Genomic DNA, 18,634 nt, shown 5'->3' with positions numbered 1-18,634 from the left:
GGTCGATGTCGATGTGCGACAGCGCCCCGCCCCGAGGCAGCACGGGGGCGGGGCGCTCGACGTGAAACGCCGGATGATGGCGTACGCCGGTGCTCACGGGGAGGCGTACGCGGGGCGGTTCGACGGCGTACTCCGGGGTGATCGCCGTACTACGTACCTGAATGATCTGTTCTGTGGGGAACACGCCGACTTCGGGTGTCTCGTGCGCCCAACTGACCTGCGCCGCAAGAAAACTGACTGGGTGTGAGTTGTCGGTGTGACGGGCGGGCCGGGGGTGTGCGTCGGGGGTGCCGGCGCGGAGTCCGGAGCAGTGGCCTTATTCGTTTGTCGACCTTTACGATGTGCGGCGGCGAACCATTGATTTCCGTTCAGGATTCCGCCCGTCGGCCCGGATCGCCGCATTTCTTGTCGGCTCTGATTGGCCATCGAAAGGGAATCGCTGCGGCGGCGTCCGGTTAATGGAGTGGGTCGGAGTCGCGTGCTCCGTGGGTTTTGCCGGGCGTGCTTCTGTTTGGCCGGGGTGTCGGGCAGGCAGGCTCGTGTTGGCGGAATCTGTTTACTCTTGATCGGTGGCTATCACTTGATGCCACTGTCATGTTCCCGTGGGTGGCGAAAGGGCCTTGCTCCCGCATGGTCAAAGGGGACAAAAAACGCGGCCCGCTAGGGCGTCCCGACGGCGTGTGCGGAGAGGTGTGCTGTCGGTGACAATCCCCACTGGAGGGGGTTTTGCCTGGCTATCCCCCTTCGGGGCGCCATTGTCGGCAGGCGGGGAGTGACCCAAACGGCGTCCGTGGTGTTTACTGGGCACCGGTCTGATCCTTGGTGGGTCCGGACCATTTCGGGAGGTCCTAGGGGTGGTGCCCTGGGGCCTCTCGTTTTTGCCGCCGGTTTGCGCGGGTGTCATATCCCGGCTACCTGAGAACCGTTCCGTCACACCCCTGGGGAGGGTGCGGATAACCGGTTCGGCCGGGATCGATGTTTGGGTGAAGGGTGATTTCTTTCCCCTTCGAATTGCCCGCGATCTTCTGTAATAAAGCCCCGCCGTCAGGGGTTCCCGAAACGATCTACATTCTCTTCGGGCGCCATCGAAAACACGACTGGCTCTTCGCTCGTGGCGAGGGGTACCGTCTGTCCCGCGTCACTGTTTCCACCCGCTTCCACCCGCCGGGCCTCACCAGCCGGGCGGTGCCGTACCTCCCGGAAGTTCCGGACCCACCACCCGGAGCCTCGCTGACCAGCGGGGTTCCCCTGCGTAACCGCCAAGAGGACTGGACTGGATGAGTACCGTCAACGACGACGGCATATTCCTGCTGTCGCGCCGCGGCTCCCGCGGCACCCTGCTCGTGGCACATCGTCACCACCGCGCGCCTCAGGGTGTGTGCGCCGGTGCACACGCCGACGCGGCCGCCGGTGCGGGGGAGTGAGCGTGCCCTCGACCGCCGACACCAACCGGCCGACCGACCTTCTCATGGGCCACGAGGAAAAGCCCGAGGGAAGCTTCCTGCGCCGCCTGTCGGCCGAGGACTGGCGCTTTCTGCTCCAGGACGACCTGCGGGGCCGCAGCTTCGGCCAGGACGAGTACCTGCCGATGGGCTCCGAGGACCGGAACGTGTACATGATCTGGGACGGCGTCGTACGACAGGACCGCTTCCCGCTCGGCGACTGGGCCGGTGCCCCCACCGTCACGCGGTTCCGGGGCGGCGGCCAACTGGTCGGCGAGGCCAAGCTCATCACCTCCGACTCCGCCGTCCGCACCCGGTGCCTGACCAGGACCGTGGTCATCCCCTGCCGCGCGCACCGCTTCAATGTCCTGCTGGGCGGCAGGCCCAAGATCAGGCGCGCGCTCCTGCGCAGCCTCGAGGACCGCAACCGCACCGACGAACTCGTCTACACCCTGACCACCCGGCCGCCCTTGGAGCGCACCAGCAGGCTGCTGGCGCATCTCGCCGACACCGCGGGCTCCCCCGACCCGCGGACGGGCTCCACCGCCATCACCATCACCGGCCCGGGCCAGAAGGACATCGCGGCCGCGCTCCAACTCGCCGTATCCACAACGGAGAACGCGCTCCGCACCCTGCGCTACCACGGGATCGTCGAGGCCCGGTACCGCAGGTTCCTGGTCCACGACGTCGACGCGCTGCGTCACCTCGCCGACGCGGTCTGACCCGGCCCGGCACGCTGTTCACCCTCCCCGTTCACCCTCCCCGCTCGCGCTCCATCCCCGAACGGATCACCGCATGATGACCAGCACCTTCCTGGTGTCCGCCGTCTCTGGCCTTCTCGGGGCCTTGATGTACCGGCATCACAGGCAGGTCTTCGCCTGGACGCGGAAGATGCGCCGCAAGGACGAGACGAACACCGACTTCGACAAGCCGGCCGAGTGGCTCGGCGACCTCTACAAGGCCCAGTGCGGCCTCACCCGCAAGCCCTGCGTCGCCGACGACTTCGCGGAGATCTCCCGGACCGGCAACATGATCGAGGGAATAGCCGACCACACCGAGGCCGTCCGGCTCGAACTGGCGAAGGTCGTCGAGTGTGTGAAGGACTACGTCGCCACCGCTCTGCCCGAGCCCGACCCCGCGGCCGTACACATCGGTGTCCAGGAGCACCACGCCCAGCTCGTCCAGGCCATGCGGCAGGAGGCCGCCCGGGGTGAACTGGTGCGCGCCATCCTCGCCGCCGAGAAGAAGATCAAGGACCTGCGTCACAGCTGACCGCACACCGCGGCCGCCTCCGGAATGATCCATCTGCCCGTTCATGTCCACCTCATGCCCGAACCTGTTTACTTTCCGGAAATCCGGGCGTAGCCTCCGAGCGAAACCACAAGTTCGGGCACAGGTCGGAGGCGAACGGACATGTACGCACCGGAGCGGCAGCAGGAGATCCTCCGGCTGGCCCGTGACGGCGGTCGGGTGGACGTGATCTCACTGGCCGAGGAGTTCCAGGTCACGGCGGAGACGATCCGCCGGGATCTGAAGGCCCTCGACCGCGCGGGACTCGTCCGCCGGGTGCACGGCGGTGCCATACCCGCCGGGCGGCTGGACTTCGAGCCGGACCTCGCCGAGCGCGAGTCGACGGCGGCCGACGAGAAGGACCGGATCGCCAAGGCGGCCCTCGCCGAGCTGCCGATGCAGGGCACGGTGATCCTCGACGCCGGTACGACGATCGCCCGCCTCGCGGGCATCATCCCGCTGGAGGCCGAGCTCACCGTCGTCACCCACTCGCTGCCCATCGCGGCCCGCCTCGCGGACCACCCGGGCATGCAGCTCCACCTCGTCGGGGGGCGCGTGCGGCACCGTACGCGCGCTGCCGTCGACGCCTGGGCGCTGCGGGCGTACAGCGAGATCCGCGCGGACGTAGTGTTCGTGGCGGCCAACGGCTTCTCCGCCGGGCACGGGCTGACCACCCCCGACCTCGCCGAGGCCGCGGTGAAGCGCGCGGCGGTCGGCGCCGCCCGCCGCGTGGTGCTGCTCGCCGACTCCGCCAAGCACGGCCAGGAGCACTTCGCCCGCTTCGGCGCCCTGAGCGACGTGGACCTCCTGATCACCGACAGCGGGCTGAGCCCAGAAGACGCCACCGCCATGGAGCGCGGCGGCATGGAAGTAGTGCGCGCATGATCCTCACCGTCACCCCGAACCCGTCCCTCGACCGCACCTACGAGGTCCCCTCGATGGACCGCGGCGAGGTCATACGGGCCACCGGCGAGCGCATGGACCCGGGCGGCAAGGGCGTCAACGTCTCCCGCGCGGTCGCCGCCGCGGGCCGCCGTACGGTCGCCGTCCTGCCGCTGGGCGGCGCTCCGGGCGCGCTGGTCGCGGACCTGCTCGACGCGCAGGGCATCGAGGTCGCGCCGGTCCCGGTCGCCGGGGCCACCCGCTCGAACATCGCCCTCGCCGAGGCGGACGGCGTCCTCACGAAGATCAACGCCCCTGGTCCCGAACTGACCGCCGCCGAACAGGAGTTGCTCCTGGAGACGGTTCGCCGGCAGTCCCGTGACGCCGACTGGATCGCCTGCTGCGGCAGCCTCCCGCGCGGCCTCGCGCCGTCGTGGTACGCCGAGTTGGTGGCCCGCGCGCACGCCGCCGGCGTCCGTATCGCCCTGGACACCTCCGGCCCCGCGCTCATCGAGGCCCTGCGCGAACGCCCCGACGTCGTCAAGCCCAACGCCGAGGAACTCGCGGAGGCCGTCTCCCGCCCGCTCGCCACCGTCGGCGACGCGGTCAAGGCGGCTGAAGAACTACGGGAGTTGGGCGCCGGCGCCGTCCTCGCCAGCCTCGGCGCGGACGGGCAGCTGCTGGTGGACGGCTCCGGTGTCTGGTTCGGCAGCGCGCGCGTCGACGTCGTACGCAGCAATGTCGGCGCGGGGGACTCCTCGCTGGCCGGCTTCCTGATCGCCGGCGGCCACGGCCCCGAAGCCCTGGCCTCGGCGGTCGCCCACGGCGCCGCCGCCGTCCAGCTCCCCGGCAGCGTGATGCCCACCCCGGCCGACCTGGACCCGGCCGCGGTGACGGTCACGGCGGACGTCCCGGTGGACCGCGTCCTGACGGAGCCGGTGACATGAGCGCGCTCATGGTCCCTACGACCGCCCGCCCCCGCTCCCTGTTAACGGCCGCCCCCTTCCGGCAGTCCCGCAGTACCCCCGTCCCCGTCCCCACCCCCGCCCACGGCAGTTGCCGGGCGATACGCGTGCGAAGGAGCCCGCGATGAGCGAGATGATCACCGCGGACCTGGTCGACCTCGACCTGTCCGCCGATACCAAAGAGGCGGCGGCACGTGCCCTCGCCGAGCGCATGGTCGCCCAGGGCCGGGTCACCGACCTCGACGGCTTCCTCGCCGACGTGGCCGCCCGCGAGGCGCAGATGCCGACCGGCCTGGACGGCGGCATCGGCATCCCGCACTGCCGCAGCGAGTACGTCACCGAACCGTCGCTCGCCTTCGGGCGCAGCGCCGAGGGCGTCGACTTCGGCGCTCCCGACGGCCCCGCCGACCTGATCTTCCTGATCGCCGCGCCCGCCGGGGCCGACGACGCCCACCTGACGATCCTCTCCGCACTGGCCCGTCAGCTCATGAACGCCGAGTTCACCTCCGCGCTGCGGTCCGTGGGCGACGCGGAGAGCGCGGCGGCCCTGATCCGCGGCGACGAACCCGAGGGCGGCACAGACTCCGTCGCGACGCCGGTGGCGGCCTCCGCCGGCGCCGCGACGGGCAGTTCGGCAGCAGACGGCTCCACAGCTTCCACGGCTTCTACGGCGGCTGTGGACACCGGCGCCGACGAGCAGCCGTTCCGTATCGTCGCCGTCACCTCCTGCCCGACCGGCATCGCGCACACCTACATGGCGGCCGAGGCGCTGGAGAACGCGGGCCGTGACGCCGGTGTCGAACTCGTCGTGGAGCCGCAGGGCTCGGCCGGTTTCACCCGGCTCGACCCGGCGGTGATCGCGGCGGCGGACGCCGTGATCTTCGCCCACGACGTGCCCGTACGGGAGAAGGAACGCTTCGCCGGGAAGCCCACCATCGACGTCGGCGTGAAGGCGGGCATCAACCGTCCCGCCGAGCTGATCACCGAGGTCCGCGGCAAGGCGGAGCGCGGCGAGGTCACCGGCGGATCCGCGCCGACCCCGGTCGAGCGCGGCGGCGAGGCGGGCGAGGGCTACGGCTCGATGCTGCGCAAGTGGCTGATGTCCGGCGTCAGTTACATGGTCCCGTTCGTCGCGGCGGGCGGTCTGCTGATCGCCCTCGGCTTCGCGATCGGCGGCTACGAGATCAAGTCGGCGCCCTCGGTCATGCAGCACTTCGTGTGGACGCAGACCGACAGCTGGGCCGCGCTGATGTTCCAGATCGGCGCCGTCGCCTTCGGCTTCCTGGTCCCGGTGCTGGCCGGTTACATCGCCTACGGCATGGCGGACCGGCCCGGTCTGGTGCCCGGCTTCGTCGGCGGCATGATCGCCTCCACCATCAACGCGGGCTTCCTCGGCGGTCTGGCCGCCGGTCTGATCGCCGGTGGTGTGGTGCTGGCGATCCAGAAGGTGAAGATCCCCAAGGCGGTGCGCGGGATCATGCCGGTGGTGGTGATCCCACTGATCTCCACGGCGATCGTCGGGTTCCTGATGTTCGTGGTCATCGGGAAGCCGATCGCCTCGGCGCAGAAGGGCATGACCGACTGGCTGAACGGCCTCAGCGGCTCGAACGCCATCCTGCTGGGCGCCCTGCTCGGCCTGATGATGTGCTTCGACCTCGGCGGCCCGGTCAACAAGGTCGCGTACACCTTCGCCACGGCGGGCATCGCGGTCTCGAACCCCAGTGACTCGGCGATGAAGATCATGGCCGCGGTCATGGCGGCCGGCATGGTCCCGCCGCTGGCGATGGCCCTGGCGACCACCGTGCGCGGCAAGCTCTTCACCGAGACCGAGCGCGAGAACGGCAAGGCCGCCTGGGTCCTGGGCGCCTCGTTCATCTCCGAGGGCGCGATCCCGTTCGCGGCGGCCGACCCGCTGCGCGTCATCCCGTCCTCGATGGTGGGCGGCGCGATCACCGGCTCCCTGTCGATGGCCTTCGGCGCGACCCTGCGAGCCCCGCACGGCGGCATCTTCGTGGTCCCGCTGATCGGCCACGCGTTCTTCTACCTGATCGCCATCGCGGTCGGTATGTGCGTCACGGCGGGCCTGGTCGTCGTACTGAAGGGAATGCGCAAGCAGTCCGTCGGCGGTACGGCCCCCGGAGCGCCGGAGGACATAGCCGCCCCGGCGGCGGAGCCGAAGCAGCCGGTCGCCGCATAGCCGCTTGCCGGCCTCTGTCTGGCCGATGTCTGGCCTCTTTTGGGCCGCCGTGAGGTGTTCACGGCAACTGCGAGATACGTCACGGTCCGGGACCACGGTCCCGGACCGTGGTGTCTACTGGAACGCATGCCTGAGCACGTCTCGATCCTCCAGCTGACCGGTGTGGCCGTCCTCGCCCTGGCGAGTGTCGTCTGGGTGTTCGGCCTGACGCGTGTCCTGCGCCGCTCCCTCGCCGAGCCCACCGCGTGGCACCCGGCCCACCCGCTCCACGGCCTCCCGAACCAGCGGGACAGCGCCCCCCACCGCGAGTCCGTCGAACTGACCCCGGCGGAGCACGACGCCTTCGCGGGTCTGGTACGACAGCTCAGCGACGGGCGTTGATGCTTCCCGTTCAGAAGACCTGCGCGGCTCGCCGTTCCATCGCGTCGCGGGCCGCGTCCTCGCTGACGTACACCTCACACATGTGCCGCCCGTCAGGCGTCGCCGTGTGCTCGACCTCCCACAGGGAGATCTCCGCGCCGTCGCACAGCAGGAACGCGTGCTCGTAGAGCGAGAAGCACAGCGCTGCACGGCCCGCTCGGAACGGGCGGCCGAAGGCCTGTGTGATCTGGTGCGCGAACGCCGACTCCAGCAGGGCTGCCGTCTCCGCGTCCGGGCGGTCCGCGTTCTCCGCGCGGCGCAATAACCTGCGCGCGTGGTCCGCGGAGTCGTCCGCCACGTACGTGTGCCGGGGCTCCGGGATCGGCGACAGCTGCACCAGCACCGGCAGTTCGAAGTCCGGGGTGTCCGGCGGCAGCGGCAGGCGCACGGTCGCGGTGCGCAGCTCTTCCTCGTCGACGTACACCTCGTGCTGGGTGTCGCGGCCCAGCACCGTGTTGTGGACGAGCTCCCAGAGAGTGAGCGCCGCGCCGTCCGCGAGCAGCCATGTGTGCCGGTACGTCTCCCGGTGCAGGCCCGCGCTGTGGTGCGCGGAGTGCAGCGAACTGTCGTGCGCCAGCGCGCAGTCGAGACGCCTTATGGTCTCGTCCGGCAACTCGAAGGAGTTCAGGGCACGGCCGAGGAGTCGCGCGAGATGCTCCTCCGGAGACTCGGGCGACTCGGGTTGTTCGTACGCTGCCGTGTCGTACGGAACGCTCAAGGCTTCTCCCGGCGTTGCTGCATGTCACCTTGTGGGTGCATACCGTAGCCCCTCGGTCGGACATCATGTCTGTGAACCGAGAAAACGTCTGCCCGGAAAACGCGCGGGCCGCGCGAGATGTTCCCGCGCGGCCCGAAGTTCCGTCAAAACCCGCCGGTCAGGCGGCACTTCCGGCGGTCCACTCGCTCCACCCGAGGTTCCAGCCGTTGAGCCCGTTGTCCGGGGCGACCGTCTTGTCGGGGGAGTTCTTCACGATCACGACGTCCCCGATGAGTGAATTGTCGTAGAACCACTTGGCGTTCGTCGCACCCTGCGCGCCCTGTACGTCCGCGAGTCCGACGCAGCCGTGGCTGGTGCCCGTCTGCCCGAAGGGCGGATTGGACTTGTTGTACCAGTAGTTGCCGTGGATGAACGTCCCCGATGTGGTCAGGCGCATCGCGTGCGGCACGTCCGGGATGTCGTACTCCCCGCCCAGACCGACCGTCTGGCTGTTCATCCGCGTCTGCGTGAACTTCTCGGAGATCACCATCTGCCCGTTGTACGTGGTGTGTTCCGGGCTGCCCGAGGAGATCGGGAGCGACTTGTAGGTCTGTCCGTCCCGTACGACCGTCATGGTCTGCGTGTTGACGTCGACGGTGGACACCTGCGAGCGCCCGATGGTGAAGGTGACCGTCTTCTTCTGCACGCCGTAGACGCCGTTCGCGCCCTGCACGCCGTCCAGGTCGATCTTCATCGTGACCTTGGAACCGGCCTTCCAGTACTCCTGCGGCCGGAAGTCGAGCCGCTGCGTCCCGAACCAGTGCCCCACGACCTGCTGTCCGCTGCTGGACGTCACCGTGATGTGCGACTGCACGGCCTTCTTGTCGCTGATCACCTTGTCGAAGTTGAACGACACCGGCATCCCGACACCGACCGTCGTCCCGTTGTCCGGGGTGTACGTCCCGATGAAGCTGTTGCTCGAAGTGACGGTCGTGAAGATGGAGTTGGCGGCGGCGGTCTTGCCGTTGTCATCCTTCGCGGTGGCCGATATCTGATACTTGGTCCCGCGCTCCAACTGCTCCTTCGGCTTCCAGCTCCCGCCGTCGGCGGATATCGCACCGTCCACGGCCTCCCCCGACCCGGAGACCGTCATCTTCACGTCGGTCAACTTGCCGTCGCTGACCTTCACGCCGGTGGAGTTGATGGACGCGTTCGTCGCGCCGTCCTTGGCGGAGATGGTGATCTTCGCGGTCGACGTCTTGGCGGTCGCGTTGCTGCCGCCCTTGTTGTCGGTGTTGGCGTCCGCGCTGGCGTTGCCACCGCACGCGCTGAGGGTGAGGGTGCCGACCACCAGGGCGGCGATGGCCCCCAGTACGCGCCGCGCTGCTATGTCCGGCGTTGCCACGGGCTGCTCCAGGTTCGTGTGATGTACGTGATGCGTGATCCGCTGCGATGCGTGGACAAAGAGGCTTCGCACCCCCGTGCGGGTTCCCGGCGTTCTTCATGGACGCCGTCCGGTGACAGAACCGGGACATAAGCGGGGGCGGCGTCTGGGGCGGGGCGGGGTGTGGGGTGCGCGTTCGCGTCTCGCCTGCACGCCGGGTCGGCTCAGCGGCCAACGGCGGGTGGGGGGTTGCTGGAGGATGCCTACCGTCTCCCGTACAACTCCTCGTACGACGGCCACGTTCCGCCCGGCCCGTCCACCGGCTCGGCGGCGCGTACCGCGCGGACGATCGCGCGGGTTACGACCTCCGCGCCGGCCGCGAGGACCTCGTTGAGGGCGAGGGGGTTCTCGGCGTCGAGCGGGCGGGTTCCGGTGGCGAGCGTGAACACCGTGTCACCGTCGTTCAGGAGATGTACCGGTCGTACGGCTCGCGCGATGCCGTCGTGCGCCGTGCCCGCCACCTTCTGGGCCTGCGCCTTGGTGAGTTCGGCGTCCGTGGCGACCACCACGAGCGTGGTGTTCAGCGGGGGCGGCGCGTTCTTCTCGGCGGCCTCGGTGAGGCGCAGTTGGGCTGCCTCGTGGACGTGCGGCTCGGGATACTCCACCCGCCCCTGGAACAACTCCCCGTACAGCACGCCCGTTTCGGGGTCTGTCGCCGACCCCGCCGCGTTGGCCACCACCAGCGCCGCCACCGTGATCCCTGACTCCAGCACGATGCTCGCGGTCCCGATCCCGCCCTTCAACGGCCCGACCACCGCCCCCGTACCGGCGCCCACACATCCCTCGCGCACCCGCCCCCCGGGCCCGCTGATCGCGGCGGCCTCGACCGCGGCCCGCCCGGTGGCCGCGTCCGGCCTGGCCTTGAAGTCCCCACCCCGCCCCAGGTCGAAGACACAGGCCGCGGGCACCACCGGCACGACGTGCGCCGGATCCACGCCCACCCGTACCCCACGCCCCTGCTCCTCCAGCCAGGCCATCACCCCGGACGCGGCGTCGAGCCCGTACGCGCTGCCGCCGGTCAGCACGATCGCGTCCACCCGCTGCACCAGGTTGCGCGGGTCGAGCGCGTCAGTCTCCTTGGTACCGGGTCCACCACCGCGCACATCCACGGCGGCCACCGCCCCGCCCTCCGGCGCGAGCACGACGGTGGTACCGGTGAGCCAACCGTCCCCCGACCGCGTCGCATGGCCCACCCGCACCCCGGCAACATCCGTCAACGCGTCAACTGTCATGGAGCTCAGTCTTGCCCAGCGAGCCCCTGATCCGGCGACGCCCGGCACGGTACGCACCGCTGATCCGGGGACGTTCGGCCCGGCTTGGCCAGCTGTTTCGATGGGGGTCGGCTGGGTGTCGGCGGTTGTTTCGGCGCTTGTTTCGGTGGTGGTGATGGGGTGGGTCGGGTCAGTGTGGGTGGCGGAACCGGGGGCGGTCGGCTCAGCACGCGCTGCGGATCCGGGGGCGGTCGGCTCAACACGCGCCGCGGATTCGGGGGCAGCTGGGCGGGCGCGCGTGCCTGATCCGGGAGTAAGTGGTTCAGCGCACATGGCTGATCCGGTGGTAGTGGGTCCCGCACACGCCGCTGACCCGAGGGCAGTTGGGCCGGCGCGCGTGGCTGATCCCGGGCCAGGTGGTCCAACGCACGTGACTGATCCGGTGGCGGTGGGTCCAGTGCGCCTGGTTGACCCGCCGGCAGTCGGCCCAGTGCGTGTGGCTGTCGCACCGGCGGTCGGATCGTCGCCTGTTGTCGTCGCTGTGGCGATCCTCCTGCCAGCGTGCGTTGCCGTTGCCGTTGCCGTTGCCGCACCGGTCCGCCCACCGCACGCGGCCGACCCAGTCCCGTCCAGCCCACCGCACCCAGCCAGTTCAGCGCACTTCGCCGCCCCCGCCGAGGCCGGCCCACCGCACTTCGCCGCCCGAGCTGAGGCCGGTCCACCGCGCTCCACCGCCCCAGCCGCAGTCACTCCACCGCCGCCTCCACTCCAGCCCTGCTTCCCCCGGACCCGCCGGCAGCCCTCCGCGCGGTCAGTTTCACCCCGACCGCCACCGTCAGTGCCGACACCAGGCCCGCCGCGAGCACTGCCCAGTGGCCCAGGAACGTGCAGCAGATCACCAGCAACGCGGCCAACGGAAGGACCAGTTGCTGGGCGATGCCCACCTTGTAGTGGCGGGCGTGGAGTGCCCAGACGCTGAGCAGGTACAGCGCCGTCGGCAGGGTCACGGCGGCGGACGCGGCCAGCGTGGAGATGTGTGCCTTGCCGATCGCCTGCGTGACCGCCACCTCCAGGCCCGCGCCGATCGTGGCCGCCGACGCGAAGATCAGGTAGTGGCCGTAACCCCAGAGGAACGCCTGTTTGTTGGAGCGAAGGTGGCCGTGGATCGGCACCACGAAGTAGATCCACCAGGCGGCGAACACGATCAGCAGCCCGCCCGCAGCGATGGGCAGCAACTCGCCCAGCGCGTCGTGCTCGTCCACCCCCGACTTCACGGCGACCGTCGCCGCCGCGATCGTCTCGCCCAGCACGATGATCGTGAACAGCCCGTACCGTTCCGAGATGTGGTGCGGATGCCACGGCGTAGGGAAGTCCTTCTCCGCGTAGCGCGGCACGCACAGCTCGGCGATCACCATCACGAGGAACACCCAGCCTCGGGCCGGTTCCGGCAGGACCACCAGGCCGGTCCAGCCGACCATGCAGAGCAGCACGCCGCCCGCGTACCGCAATGCCATCGTCCGCTCCGGGCCCGCGGTGTCCTTCGCCGCCCGCAGCCACTGCGCGGCCATCGCCAGTCGCATGATCAGGTAGCCGAGCCAGACGACCACGTAGTCGTGCTGGTCGAAGGCCCGTGAGACTCCGGCTGCGAGGACCAGGACGCCGGCGATCTGCACCAGCGTCACGACCCGGTACAGCACGTCGTCGTTGTCGTAGGCAGAGGCGAACCAGGAGAAGTTCATCCAGGCCCACCAGATCGAGAAGAACTGCATCGCGTAGTTCAGTACGCCCTCGCCCGTGTGCCCCTCCGCGACGGCGTGCGCCAGCTGGAGGCCCGCCTGTGCGATGGCCACGACGAAACACAGGTCGAAGAACAGCTCCAGCGGCGAGGCGACCCGGTGCGGCTCGTCCCGGCCTCGGGCGGTGAGCGGGCGCAGGGGCCGTAGGGGGCGCGGGGGGCTGTGAGTCTCGGACGTCATGGGGCCAAGCACAGCAGATGACGTCGGCCGGGCGCCGTACCCTGGAGGCATGAGTACTCCCACCGCCCCCGAGCCGCGCGATCCGAAGCCCGCGCTGGTCTTCGACGACCCGCTGAGCCGGCCGTCCTCGGACGACACGGACCGCGGGTGGGGCGAGCGGCCCGAGGGTGACAGCGCGGCCGACCTGCAGCGCTTCCTCGACGAGAAGCCGCCCCACCACATCTGACCCGTCGGCCGCGCCTGACCCCTCGGCCACGCCTGAGCCGTCGGCCGCAGCCGAGCCCTCGGCTACGGCTCCCGGTGTCCCTCGCCGCGCTGTGCGACGAGCGCGTCGCGGATCTCCTTGAGCACCTCCAGCTCGGTGATCTCGATGACCTCCTGCGTGCCCTCCTTGGCCTTGCGCTGGGCCTCCGCGCGGGCCAGGTACTTCGACATCGGCAGGACCATCAGGAAGTAGACGACCGCCGCGGTGATCACGAAGCTGAGGGCGGCTCCCAGGACGGAGCCCCACATCAGCTGGATGCCCTTGTCGCCCGAGCAACTGCTGCTCAGACATGAGCTGTAGGTGTCCAGGTTCTGTGTGCCGATCGCCCCGACGAGCGGGTTGATGATCCCCTTCACCACCGAGTTGACGATGTTCGTGAAGGCGGCGCCGATGACGACCGCGACTGCCAGATCGACGACGTTCCCGCGCATCAGGAAGGCCTTGAAGCCCTGCCAGACGCCCGATTCCTTCTTCTTCTCGCTCAACTCGGAGCCTCTTCTCGCACGTGCAGGGTGTGGAACCAACAGCTCCGCAACCTACGTCAAGGCCCGGCCGCCCTGTCCAATTCAGTAACTCCAACGAGGGACTTGACACGAATTCGCACAGGCGACGGAAGACCCGGATCACGGCACGGAGCGCACGGTTCACCACAGTGTCACCGCCAGCCGTGCCGTGGCGCTCGCGCCGGCCAGCCGCGCCGCCGTGGAGCGCTCCACCGACAGCACCACCAACGCCCCGCCACCGTCCGCCACTTCGAGCGGCTCGGGCACCTTCGTCACCCGCGCCCCGCGCGCGACCACCTGGACGTCACCGCCCGGCGCCGACTCCTCGGCGGCGATCACATCGACCCGGTCGCCGGCCCGCAGCAGCCGGACCGTACCGGCGTCCGCGATCCGCACCGGCGCCGACACCCACTCCACCGCCCGGCGCTGCCGTACCGGATCGGCCACCGGGTGCCCGCGAGGCCGCTCGCTGTGCCGTGCCTCCGCGGCATCACGCGGGCCGGCCGCCACGAGCGCGGCGGCGGTCAGCGCGAGCCCCGCGGCCACGGCCCGCCTCCGGTGCCGTAGCAGCCGGCGCAGCTGGTGGCGACCGCCGCGCACCCGCACCGGCGCGAAGTGCGGCACCTCGCACGTGGGCGGAGCGTCGGTGCCCAACGGGCGCGGAAAGGAATCGGTGCCCAACGGGCCGGGAAAGGACGGAGGGGAGAGGGACATGGGGACCACCACCTGCGACGAGGGATCGGCTTGCGGTCCCACGATGCGGCAATCCGCCGAGGCATGCCGGAGCCCGTGTGTTACCCGCCGGTTGTGGACAACCTCCTCACCCGAACGGGAAGTTCCGCCGTCAGGAAGCCCTCGCCGTCCCCTCCGGCACGGCGGCTACGGCAGCTCGAAGCCCGGATCCATCCCGCCCAGCGAGTTCGCGCACAGGCAGCCCCGTGCCTCGCTCTCCGGCAGCGCGGCCACCGTGTCGAACAGCACGCCCCGCAGCCGGTCCACGTTGGCCGCGAACACCCGCAGCACCTCGTCGTGGGAGACGCCTTCGCCGGTCTCGGCGCCCGCGTCGAGGTCGGTGACCAGGGTCAACGAGGAGTAGCAGAGCTCCAGTTCACGGGCGAGTGCCGCCTCGGGGTGGCCGGTCATGCCGACCACCGACCAGCCCTGTGCCTGGTGCCACAACGACTCGGCGCGGGTCGAGAAGCGCGGCCCCTCGATCACCACGAGCGTGCCGCCGTCCACGGGTTCCCAGTCCCGCCCCCGCGCCGCCTTCAGCGCGGCCGTCCGGCCGGTGGGGCAGTAGGGGTCGGCCAGGGACACGTGCACCACGTTCGGCACCGCGCCGTCGGGCAGCGGGAGGCCGTCGAAGTAGGTGCCCGTCCGGGACTTCGTGCGGTCCACCAGCTGGTCCGGCACCAGCAGGGTGCCCGGCCCGTACTCGGGGCGCAGCCCGCCCACCGCGCACGGGCCGAGGACCTGGCGCACCCCGACGGAGCGCAACGCCCAGAGGTTGGCCCGGTAGTTGATGCGGTGCGGCGGCAGATGGTGGCCGCGACCGTGCCGGGGCAGGAACGCGACCCGCTGGCCGGCGATCTCGCCGAGGAACAGGGAGTCGCTGGGCGGTCCGTAGGGGGTGTCCACCTGGATCTCGGTCACATTGTCGAGGAACGAGTAGAACCCGGAGCCACCGATTACGCCGATCTCTGCGTTCGCCATGGCCAGCACCCTAGCCGCCGTCGAAAAGGCGTAGGAAGCGGCTCTGAAAACGCCGAAGACCCTGTCGTCGTACGACGACAGGGTCCCGCGGAAAAGTCCTACGCGGCGGAGCTGTTACTGCCGGACGAGGAGCCCGAGCTCGACGACTTCGACTTCGAGTCCGAGGACGACGAAGTGGTCGACGGGGTGGACGGCTTCGAGTCCGAGGACGTCGACGGCTTCGCGGTGGCAGGCGAGCTGCTCGACGAGGAGCCGCGGCTGTCGTTCCGGTAGAAACCGGAGCCCTTGAAGACAATGCCGACCGCGGAGTACACCTTCTTCAGGCGGCCACCGCAGTTGGGGCACTCGGTCAGGGCGTCGTCGGTGAACTTCTGCACCGCCTCGAGGCCCTCGCCGCACTCGGTGCACTGATACTGGTAGGTCGGCACTGTTGTCTTCCTCCTGGCACTCTCACTCAATGAGTGCTAACGAGCGTCCATACTGACCTATTCCCGGGGATCAGTCCACTGCCACCGGCACGCGGTGACCGACGCCACGTGCCACGGTACGGCTGCGGGGCCGGGTCGCGAGGCGTGACCGCAGGGCGACCAGGGTCCCCAGGGCGAGCACCGTGCCGACCATCGGGGCCAGGAATCCGGCGCCGCCCCACAGGCGGTCCTCCAGCTGTCCGGCGACCGTGACGGCGGCGGCCTGGCCGAGGGCGACCGCGCCGGTCAGCCAGGTGAAGGCCTCGGTGCGGGCGCCCGCCGGGACGAGACCCTCGACCAGGGTGTAACCGGTGATCAGGGCGGGCGCGATGCACATGCCGACCAGGAGACCGAGGGCGGCCAGGAACAGCACCGAGTGGGCGGTCCACAGGGCGGACGCGGTCAGCGCGAGGGCCGCGTAGGCGACCAGGAGGCGGCGCTGCGGCGCGACCTTCCAGGCGACGGCACCGCAGACGATCCCGGAGAGCATGTTGCCGGCGGCGAACGTGCCGTACAGGACGCCGTTCAGGCCGGGTTCGCCGATCGACTCGCTGAAGGCGGCCAGGGAGACCTGCATTCCGCCGAAGACGGAACCGATGCCCAGGAAGGTCACGATCAGTACGCGCACCCCGGGGATGCTCAGCGCGGAAACGTGCTCCACGCGTGCGTGCCCGACGGCGGCCACCTTGGGCTGGGTGCCCTTCTGGGCGGCGAACAGCAGACCGCCGACGAGGGTGAGCGCGGCCTCCGTGATCAGGCCCGCGGCCGGGTTCACGGCGGTGCACAGGGCGGTCGCGAGCAGCGGGCCGAAGACGAAGGTCAGTTCGTCGGTGACGGACTCGAAGGCCGCGGCGGTCGTCATGAGGGGCGAGTCCTGGAGCTTCACACCCCAGCGGGCGCGCACCATGGGCCCGATCTGCGGCACCGAGGCACCGGTCGGCACGGCCGCCACGAACAGCGCCCACAGGGGTGCGTGGCCGAGCGCGAGCGCTGTGAACGTGAGGCCCGACAGGGTGTGCACCAGGACGCCGGGGAGCAGCACGGTCCGCTGTCCGTAGCGGTCGGCCAGGCGTCCGCTGTAGGGCGCGAACAGGGCCATGGAGACGCCGGTGACGGCCGCTGCGGCGCCCGCCACGCCGTAGGAGCCGGTGGTGTGCTGCACCAGCAGCACGATGGAGATGGTGAGCATCGCGAACGGCTGGCGTGCCGCGAAGCCGGGGAGCAGGAACGTCCAGGCGCCACGCGTGTGCAGCAGCTGCCCGTATCCAGGACGTGATCCCGGGCGGGAGGTGACCGTGGATGCCACGGCCCGTGCCTTTCTGCCACCTGGTAGCGCGCCCCGTGCGGGGGAGCCGAGCACTGTCCTCTTGCGCGGAACTGCGGTAGATACCGGTGCCCACGCGGAGAGGGATTCGGCCGCCATACGGTCGCGCCAGCACTGCGTCAGGCAGAGTTGGTTCGATCAGAATGTGCCTTCATCGTACAGGTGATCAGACCCGGTGAGCCTGTGAAAATGGGCACCACGCGCGCGTTCATCTGCGATTGGTGAACATGTGAACCGTACGAAACATGCCCTTAACGACTGGCGCCCGCGCCGTCCGTGCCCAGCCACCCCGCCAGCTTGCCGCCGTGGCCCACCGCGCGCAGCCGCTGCTCGGCCGCGTCCCGGACGGGGTCCGTGGCGACCACGAGGAGCTCGTCACCGCGCCGCAGGACCGTGGAAGGCAACGGAACAAACGATTTTCCGTCGCGTACGACGAGGGTGACCGCGGCCCCGGCCGGCAGCCTGAGCTCGTTGACCTCGACGCCGTGCATCTTCGACTCCCCGGGGATCGCGACGGACAGCAGATGCCCGCGCAGCCGCTCCAGGGGCGCCGATTCGATGCCGAGGTCGGCGGCCTCCGCCCCCTCGCCCAGCTTCAGCTTGCGGGCCAGCCAGGGCAGCGTCGGCCCCTGGATGAGGGTGTAGACGACGACCAGGACGAAGACGATGTTGAAGATGCGGCGACTGCCTTCGACGCCGTTCACCATGGGGATCGTCGCCAGGATGATGGGCACGGCGCCGCGCAGTCCGGCCCAGGACATGAGGGTCTGCTCCTGCCAGGGGACCCGGAACGGCGTGAGGCTCACCACCACGCTGAGCGGCCGGGCCACCATCGTCAGCACCAGGCCGATGATGAGCGCGGGCCACACGTCGTCCCCCAGCTCGTGCGGGGTGACCAGCAGGCCGAGCAGGACGAACATGCCGATCTGGGCGATCCAGCCGAGCCCGTCGGCGAAACCGCGCGTGGCGGGCCAGTGGGGCAGCTTGGCGTTGCCGAGCACCATCGAGGCGAGATAGACGGCCAGGAAGCCACTGCCGTGCGCCAGGGCGCCCGTGGCGTACGCGGTGAGCGCGATCGCCATGACGGCGATCGGGTAGAGGCCGGAGGCGGGCAGCGCCACGTGCCGCATCCCCCAGGAGCCGAGCCAGCCCACCGCGAGGCCGATGGCCGCGCCGATGGCCAGCTCCAGGGCTATCTCGGCCACCAGCATGTACCAGTGCTCGACGGGGCCCGCCGTGGAGAAGGCGACGACCAGGATGACCACCGGAGCGTCGTTGAAGCCGGATTCGGCCTCCAAGGTGCCCGTCACGCGCGCGGGGAGGGGGATTCTGCGCAGCACGGAGAAGACCGCTGCCGCGTCCGTCGAGGACACCACCGCTCCGATGATGAGCGCCTGCCGCCACTCCAGGCCGACCAGGTAGTGCGCGCCCGCGGCTGTGACGCCGACGCTCACCGCCACTCCCGCCAGCGCCAGCGTGGCGGCGGAGGACAGGACCGGCCTGACCTCCTTCCACTTCGTGCCGAGGCCGCCTTCGGCCAGGATCACGACCAGGGCCGCGTATCCGATGACCTGGGTCAGCTCGGCGTTGTCGAAGTGGATGTCGCCGACGCCGTCCTGGCCCATGGCGACGCCGATCCCCAGGTACACGAGCAGGCTGGGGAGCCCGCTGCGCGAGGAGATCCGGACCGCCGCGACGGCGACGAGCAGGACGAGCGAGCAGACGAGCAGCAGCTGGTCGAGGTGGTGGACAGTCAGTGGCCTTCCCTTCCTCGGCTGACGCGCGTACAGGGCGGCAGCACATGTACAGGGGACGCGAGGCTGCGGCGCCATGCATCC

Annotated in this window: 19 protein-coding genes; 8 read left to right on the top strand and 11 right to left on the bottom strand. The window is 70.2% G+C overall.

The features are described 5' to 3' along the window. Positions 1-1,277 precede the first annotated feature (1,277 nt). From OG588_RS20635 to OG588_RS20605, 7 genes are all read left to right on the top strand, one after another. On the top strand, positions 1,278-1,424 hold the full coding sequence (locus tag OG588_RS20635) for a hypothetical protein (RefSeq protein ID WP_405948579.1): 147 nt from the start codon (positions 1,278-1,280) through the stop codon (positions 1,422-1,424). A 2-nt stretch (positions 1,425-1,426) separates the two neighbouring features. Beyond that, a complete protein-coding gene (locus tag OG588_RS20630; RefSeq protein WP_405948578.1) occupies positions 1,427-2,164 on the top strand; it encodes a Crp/Fnr family transcriptional regulator in 738 nt (245 codons plus the stop codon). 73 nt (positions 2,165-2,237) lie between these two features. Continuing rightward, positions 2,238-2,714, top strand: a complete 477-nt coding sequence (locus OG588_RS20625; RefSeq protein WP_405948577.1) for a hypothetical protein — start codon at positions 2,238-2,240, stop codon at positions 2,712-2,714. A gap of 141 nt (positions 2,715-2,855) precedes the next feature. After that, positions 2,856-3,617, top strand: coding sequence for a DeoR/GlpR family DNA-binding transcription regulator (locus OG588_RS20620; RefSeq protein WP_019057446.1), 762 nt, complete (start codon positions 2,856-2,858; stop codon positions 3,615-3,617). After that, positions 3,614-4,561 carry a 1-phosphofructokinase gene (gene pfkB, locus OG588_RS20615; protein WP_405948576.1) on the top strand — a complete coding sequence of 316 codons (948 nt, stop codon included), beginning with the start codon at positions 3,614-3,616 and terminating at the stop codon, positions 4,559-4,561. The genes OG588_RS20620 and pfkB overlap by 4 nt, the downstream gene beginning before the upstream one ends. Before the next feature lie 142 nt (positions 4,562-4,703). After that, complete coding sequence (locus tag OG588_RS20610; RefSeq protein WP_405948575.1) at positions 4,704-6,776, top strand: fructose-specific PTS transporter subunit EIIC; 2,073 nt, start codon at positions 4,704-4,706, stop codon at positions 6,774-6,776. Positions 6,777-6,902: 126 nt separating this feature from the next. Then, the gene (locus OG588_RS20605; RefSeq protein ID WP_405948574.1) at positions 6,903-7,157 is read left to right on the top strand and encodes a hypothetical protein; all 255 of its coding nucleotides are present in this window, start codon (positions 6,903-6,905) and stop codon (positions 7,155-7,157) included. Positions 7,158-7,167: 10 nt separating this feature from the next. On the opposite strand, the gene OG588_RS20600 is transcribed toward OG588_RS20605, so the two are convergent. The 5 genes from OG588_RS20600 to OG588_RS20580 all read right to left on the bottom strand — a co-directional run bounded on the left by OG588_RS20600 (position 7,168) and on the right by OG588_RS20580 (position 12,524). Then, positions 7,168-7,914, bottom strand: a complete 747-nt coding sequence (locus OG588_RS20600; RefSeq protein ID WP_405948573.1) for a DUF6227 family protein — start codon at positions 7,912-7,914, stop codon at positions 7,168-7,170. A 157-nt stretch (positions 7,915-8,071) separates the two neighbouring features. Beyond that, positions 8,072-9,298, bottom strand: coding sequence for an Ig-like domain-containing protein (locus OG588_RS20595; RefSeq protein WP_405948572.1), 1,227 nt, complete (start codon positions 9,296-9,298; stop codon positions 8,072-8,074). A 242-nt stretch (positions 9,299-9,540) separates the two neighbouring features. Continuing rightward, entirely contained in the window at positions 9,541-10,569 is a 1,029-nt protein-coding gene (locus OG588_RS20590) for a P1 family peptidase (protein WP_405948571.1), read from the bottom strand. Positions 10,570-10,870: 301 nt separating this feature from the next. Beyond that, positions 10,871-11,191, bottom strand: a complete 321-nt coding sequence (locus OG588_RS20585; protein WP_405948570.1) for a hypothetical protein — start codon at positions 11,189-11,191, stop codon at positions 10,871-10,873. 103 nt (positions 11,192-11,294) lie between these two features. Next, positions 11,295-12,524 carry a low temperature requirement protein A gene (locus OG588_RS20580; RefSeq protein ID WP_405948569.1) on the bottom strand — a complete coding sequence of 410 codons (1,230 nt, stop codon included), beginning with the start codon at positions 12,522-12,524 and terminating at the stop codon, positions 11,295-11,297. Between the two features lie 49 nt (positions 12,525-12,573). Between OG588_RS20580 and OG588_RS20575 the strand changes: the two genes are divergently transcribed. Further along, positions 12,574-12,750 (top strand): hypothetical protein, encoded by a 177-nt coding sequence (locus OG588_RS20575; RefSeq protein WP_405948568.1) that lies wholly within the window; start codon positions 12,574-12,576, stop codon positions 12,748-12,750. 62 nt (positions 12,751-12,812) lie between these two features. On the opposite strand, the gene mscL is transcribed toward OG588_RS20575, so the two are convergent. The 6 genes from mscL to OG588_RS20545 form a co-directional block, all read right to left on the bottom strand. Continuing rightward, on the bottom strand, positions 12,813-13,274 hold the full coding sequence (gene mscL, locus OG588_RS20570; protein WP_019057455.1) for a large conductance mechanosensitive channel protein MscL: 462 nt from the start codon (positions 13,272-13,274) through the stop codon (positions 12,813-12,815). 159 nt (positions 13,275-13,433) lie between these two features. After that, positions 13,434-14,006: a hypothetical protein gene (locus OG588_RS20565; RefSeq protein WP_405948567.1), complete on the bottom strand. Its 573-nt coding sequence runs from the start codon at positions 14,004-14,006 to the stop codon at positions 13,434-13,436. Between the two features lie 165 nt (positions 14,007-14,171). After that, a complete protein-coding gene (locus OG588_RS20560) occupies positions 14,172-15,005 on the bottom strand; it encodes an S-methyl-5'-thioadenosine phosphorylase (RefSeq protein WP_405948566.1) in 834 nt (277 codons plus the stop codon). A gap of 98 nt (positions 15,006-15,103) precedes the next feature. After that, positions 15,104-15,433, bottom strand: a complete 330-nt coding sequence (locus OG588_RS20555) for an FmdB family zinc ribbon protein (RefSeq protein ID WP_366093510.1) — start codon at positions 15,431-15,433, stop codon at positions 15,104-15,106. A 70-nt stretch (positions 15,434-15,503) separates the two neighbouring features. Beyond that, entirely contained in the window at positions 15,504-16,778 is a 1,275-nt protein-coding gene (locus tag OG588_RS20550) for an MFS transporter (protein WP_405948565.1), read from the bottom strand. Between the two features lie 269 nt (positions 16,779-17,047). After that, positions 17,048-18,628, bottom strand: coding sequence for a potassium/proton antiporter (locus tag OG588_RS20545; RefSeq protein ID WP_405948564.1), 1,581 nt, complete (start codon positions 18,626-18,628; stop codon positions 17,048-17,050). Between the last annotated feature and the right edge of the window lie 6 nt (positions 18,629-18,634).

It is taken from the genome of Streptomyces prunicolor, assembly GCF_045162825.1.
GTDB classification, from domain to species: domain Bacteria; phylum Actinomycetota; class Actinomycetes; order Streptomycetales; family Streptomycetaceae; genus Streptomyces; species Streptomyces prunicolor.
This window is presented reverse-complemented; position numbering and strand designations above follow the sequence as displayed.

Excerpts from the sequence above, each read along its gene's own strand:
- OG588_RS20625 (WP_405948577.1), top strand. The coding sequence starts at position 2,238 with ATGATGACCAGCACCTTCCTGGTGTCCGCCGTCTCTGGCCTTCTCGGG.
- OG588_RS20565 (WP_405948567.1), bottom strand. The coding sequence starts at position 14,006 with ATGTCCCTCTCCCCTCCGTCCTTTCCCGGCCCGTTGGGCACCGATTCC.
- OG588_RS20620 (WP_019057446.1), top strand. The coding sequence starts at position 2,856 with ATGTACGCACCGGAGCGGCAGCAGGAGATCCTCCGGCTGGCCCGTGAC.
- OG588_RS20580 (WP_405948569.1), bottom strand. The coding sequence starts at position 12,524 with ATGACGTCCGAGACTCACAGCCCCCCGCGCCCCCTACGGCCCCTGCGC.
- OG588_RS20545 (WP_405948564.1), bottom strand. The coding sequence starts at position 18,628 with ATGGCGCCGCAGCCTCGCGTCCCCTGTACATGTGCTGCCGCCCTGTAC.
- OG588_RS20575 (WP_405948568.1), top strand. The coding sequence starts at position 12,574 with ATGAGTACTCCCACCGCCCCCGAGCCGCGCGATCCGAAGCCCGCGCTG.
- pfkB (WP_405948576.1), top strand. The coding sequence starts at position 3,614 with ATGATCCTCACCGTCACCCCGAACCCGTCCCTCGACCGCACCTACGAG.
- OG588_RS20610 (WP_405948575.1), top strand. The coding sequence starts at position 4,704 with ATGAGCGAGATGATCACCGCGGACCTGGTCGACCTCGACCTGTCCGCC.
- OG588_RS20560 (WP_405948566.1), bottom strand. The coding sequence starts at position 15,005 with ATGGCGAACGCAGAGATCGGCGTAATCGGTGGCTCCGGGTTCTACTCG.
- OG588_RS20605 (WP_405948574.1), top strand. The coding sequence starts at position 6,903 with ATGCCTGAGCACGTCTCGATCCTCCAGCTGACCGGTGTGGCCGTCCTC.
- OG588_RS20590 (WP_405948571.1), bottom strand. The coding sequence starts at position 10,569 with ATGACAGTTGACGCGTTGACGGATGTTGCCGGGGTGCGGGTGGGCCAT.
- OG588_RS20635 (WP_405948579.1), top strand. The coding sequence starts at position 1,278 with ATGAGTACCGTCAACGACGACGGCATATTCCTGCTGTCGCGCCGCGGC.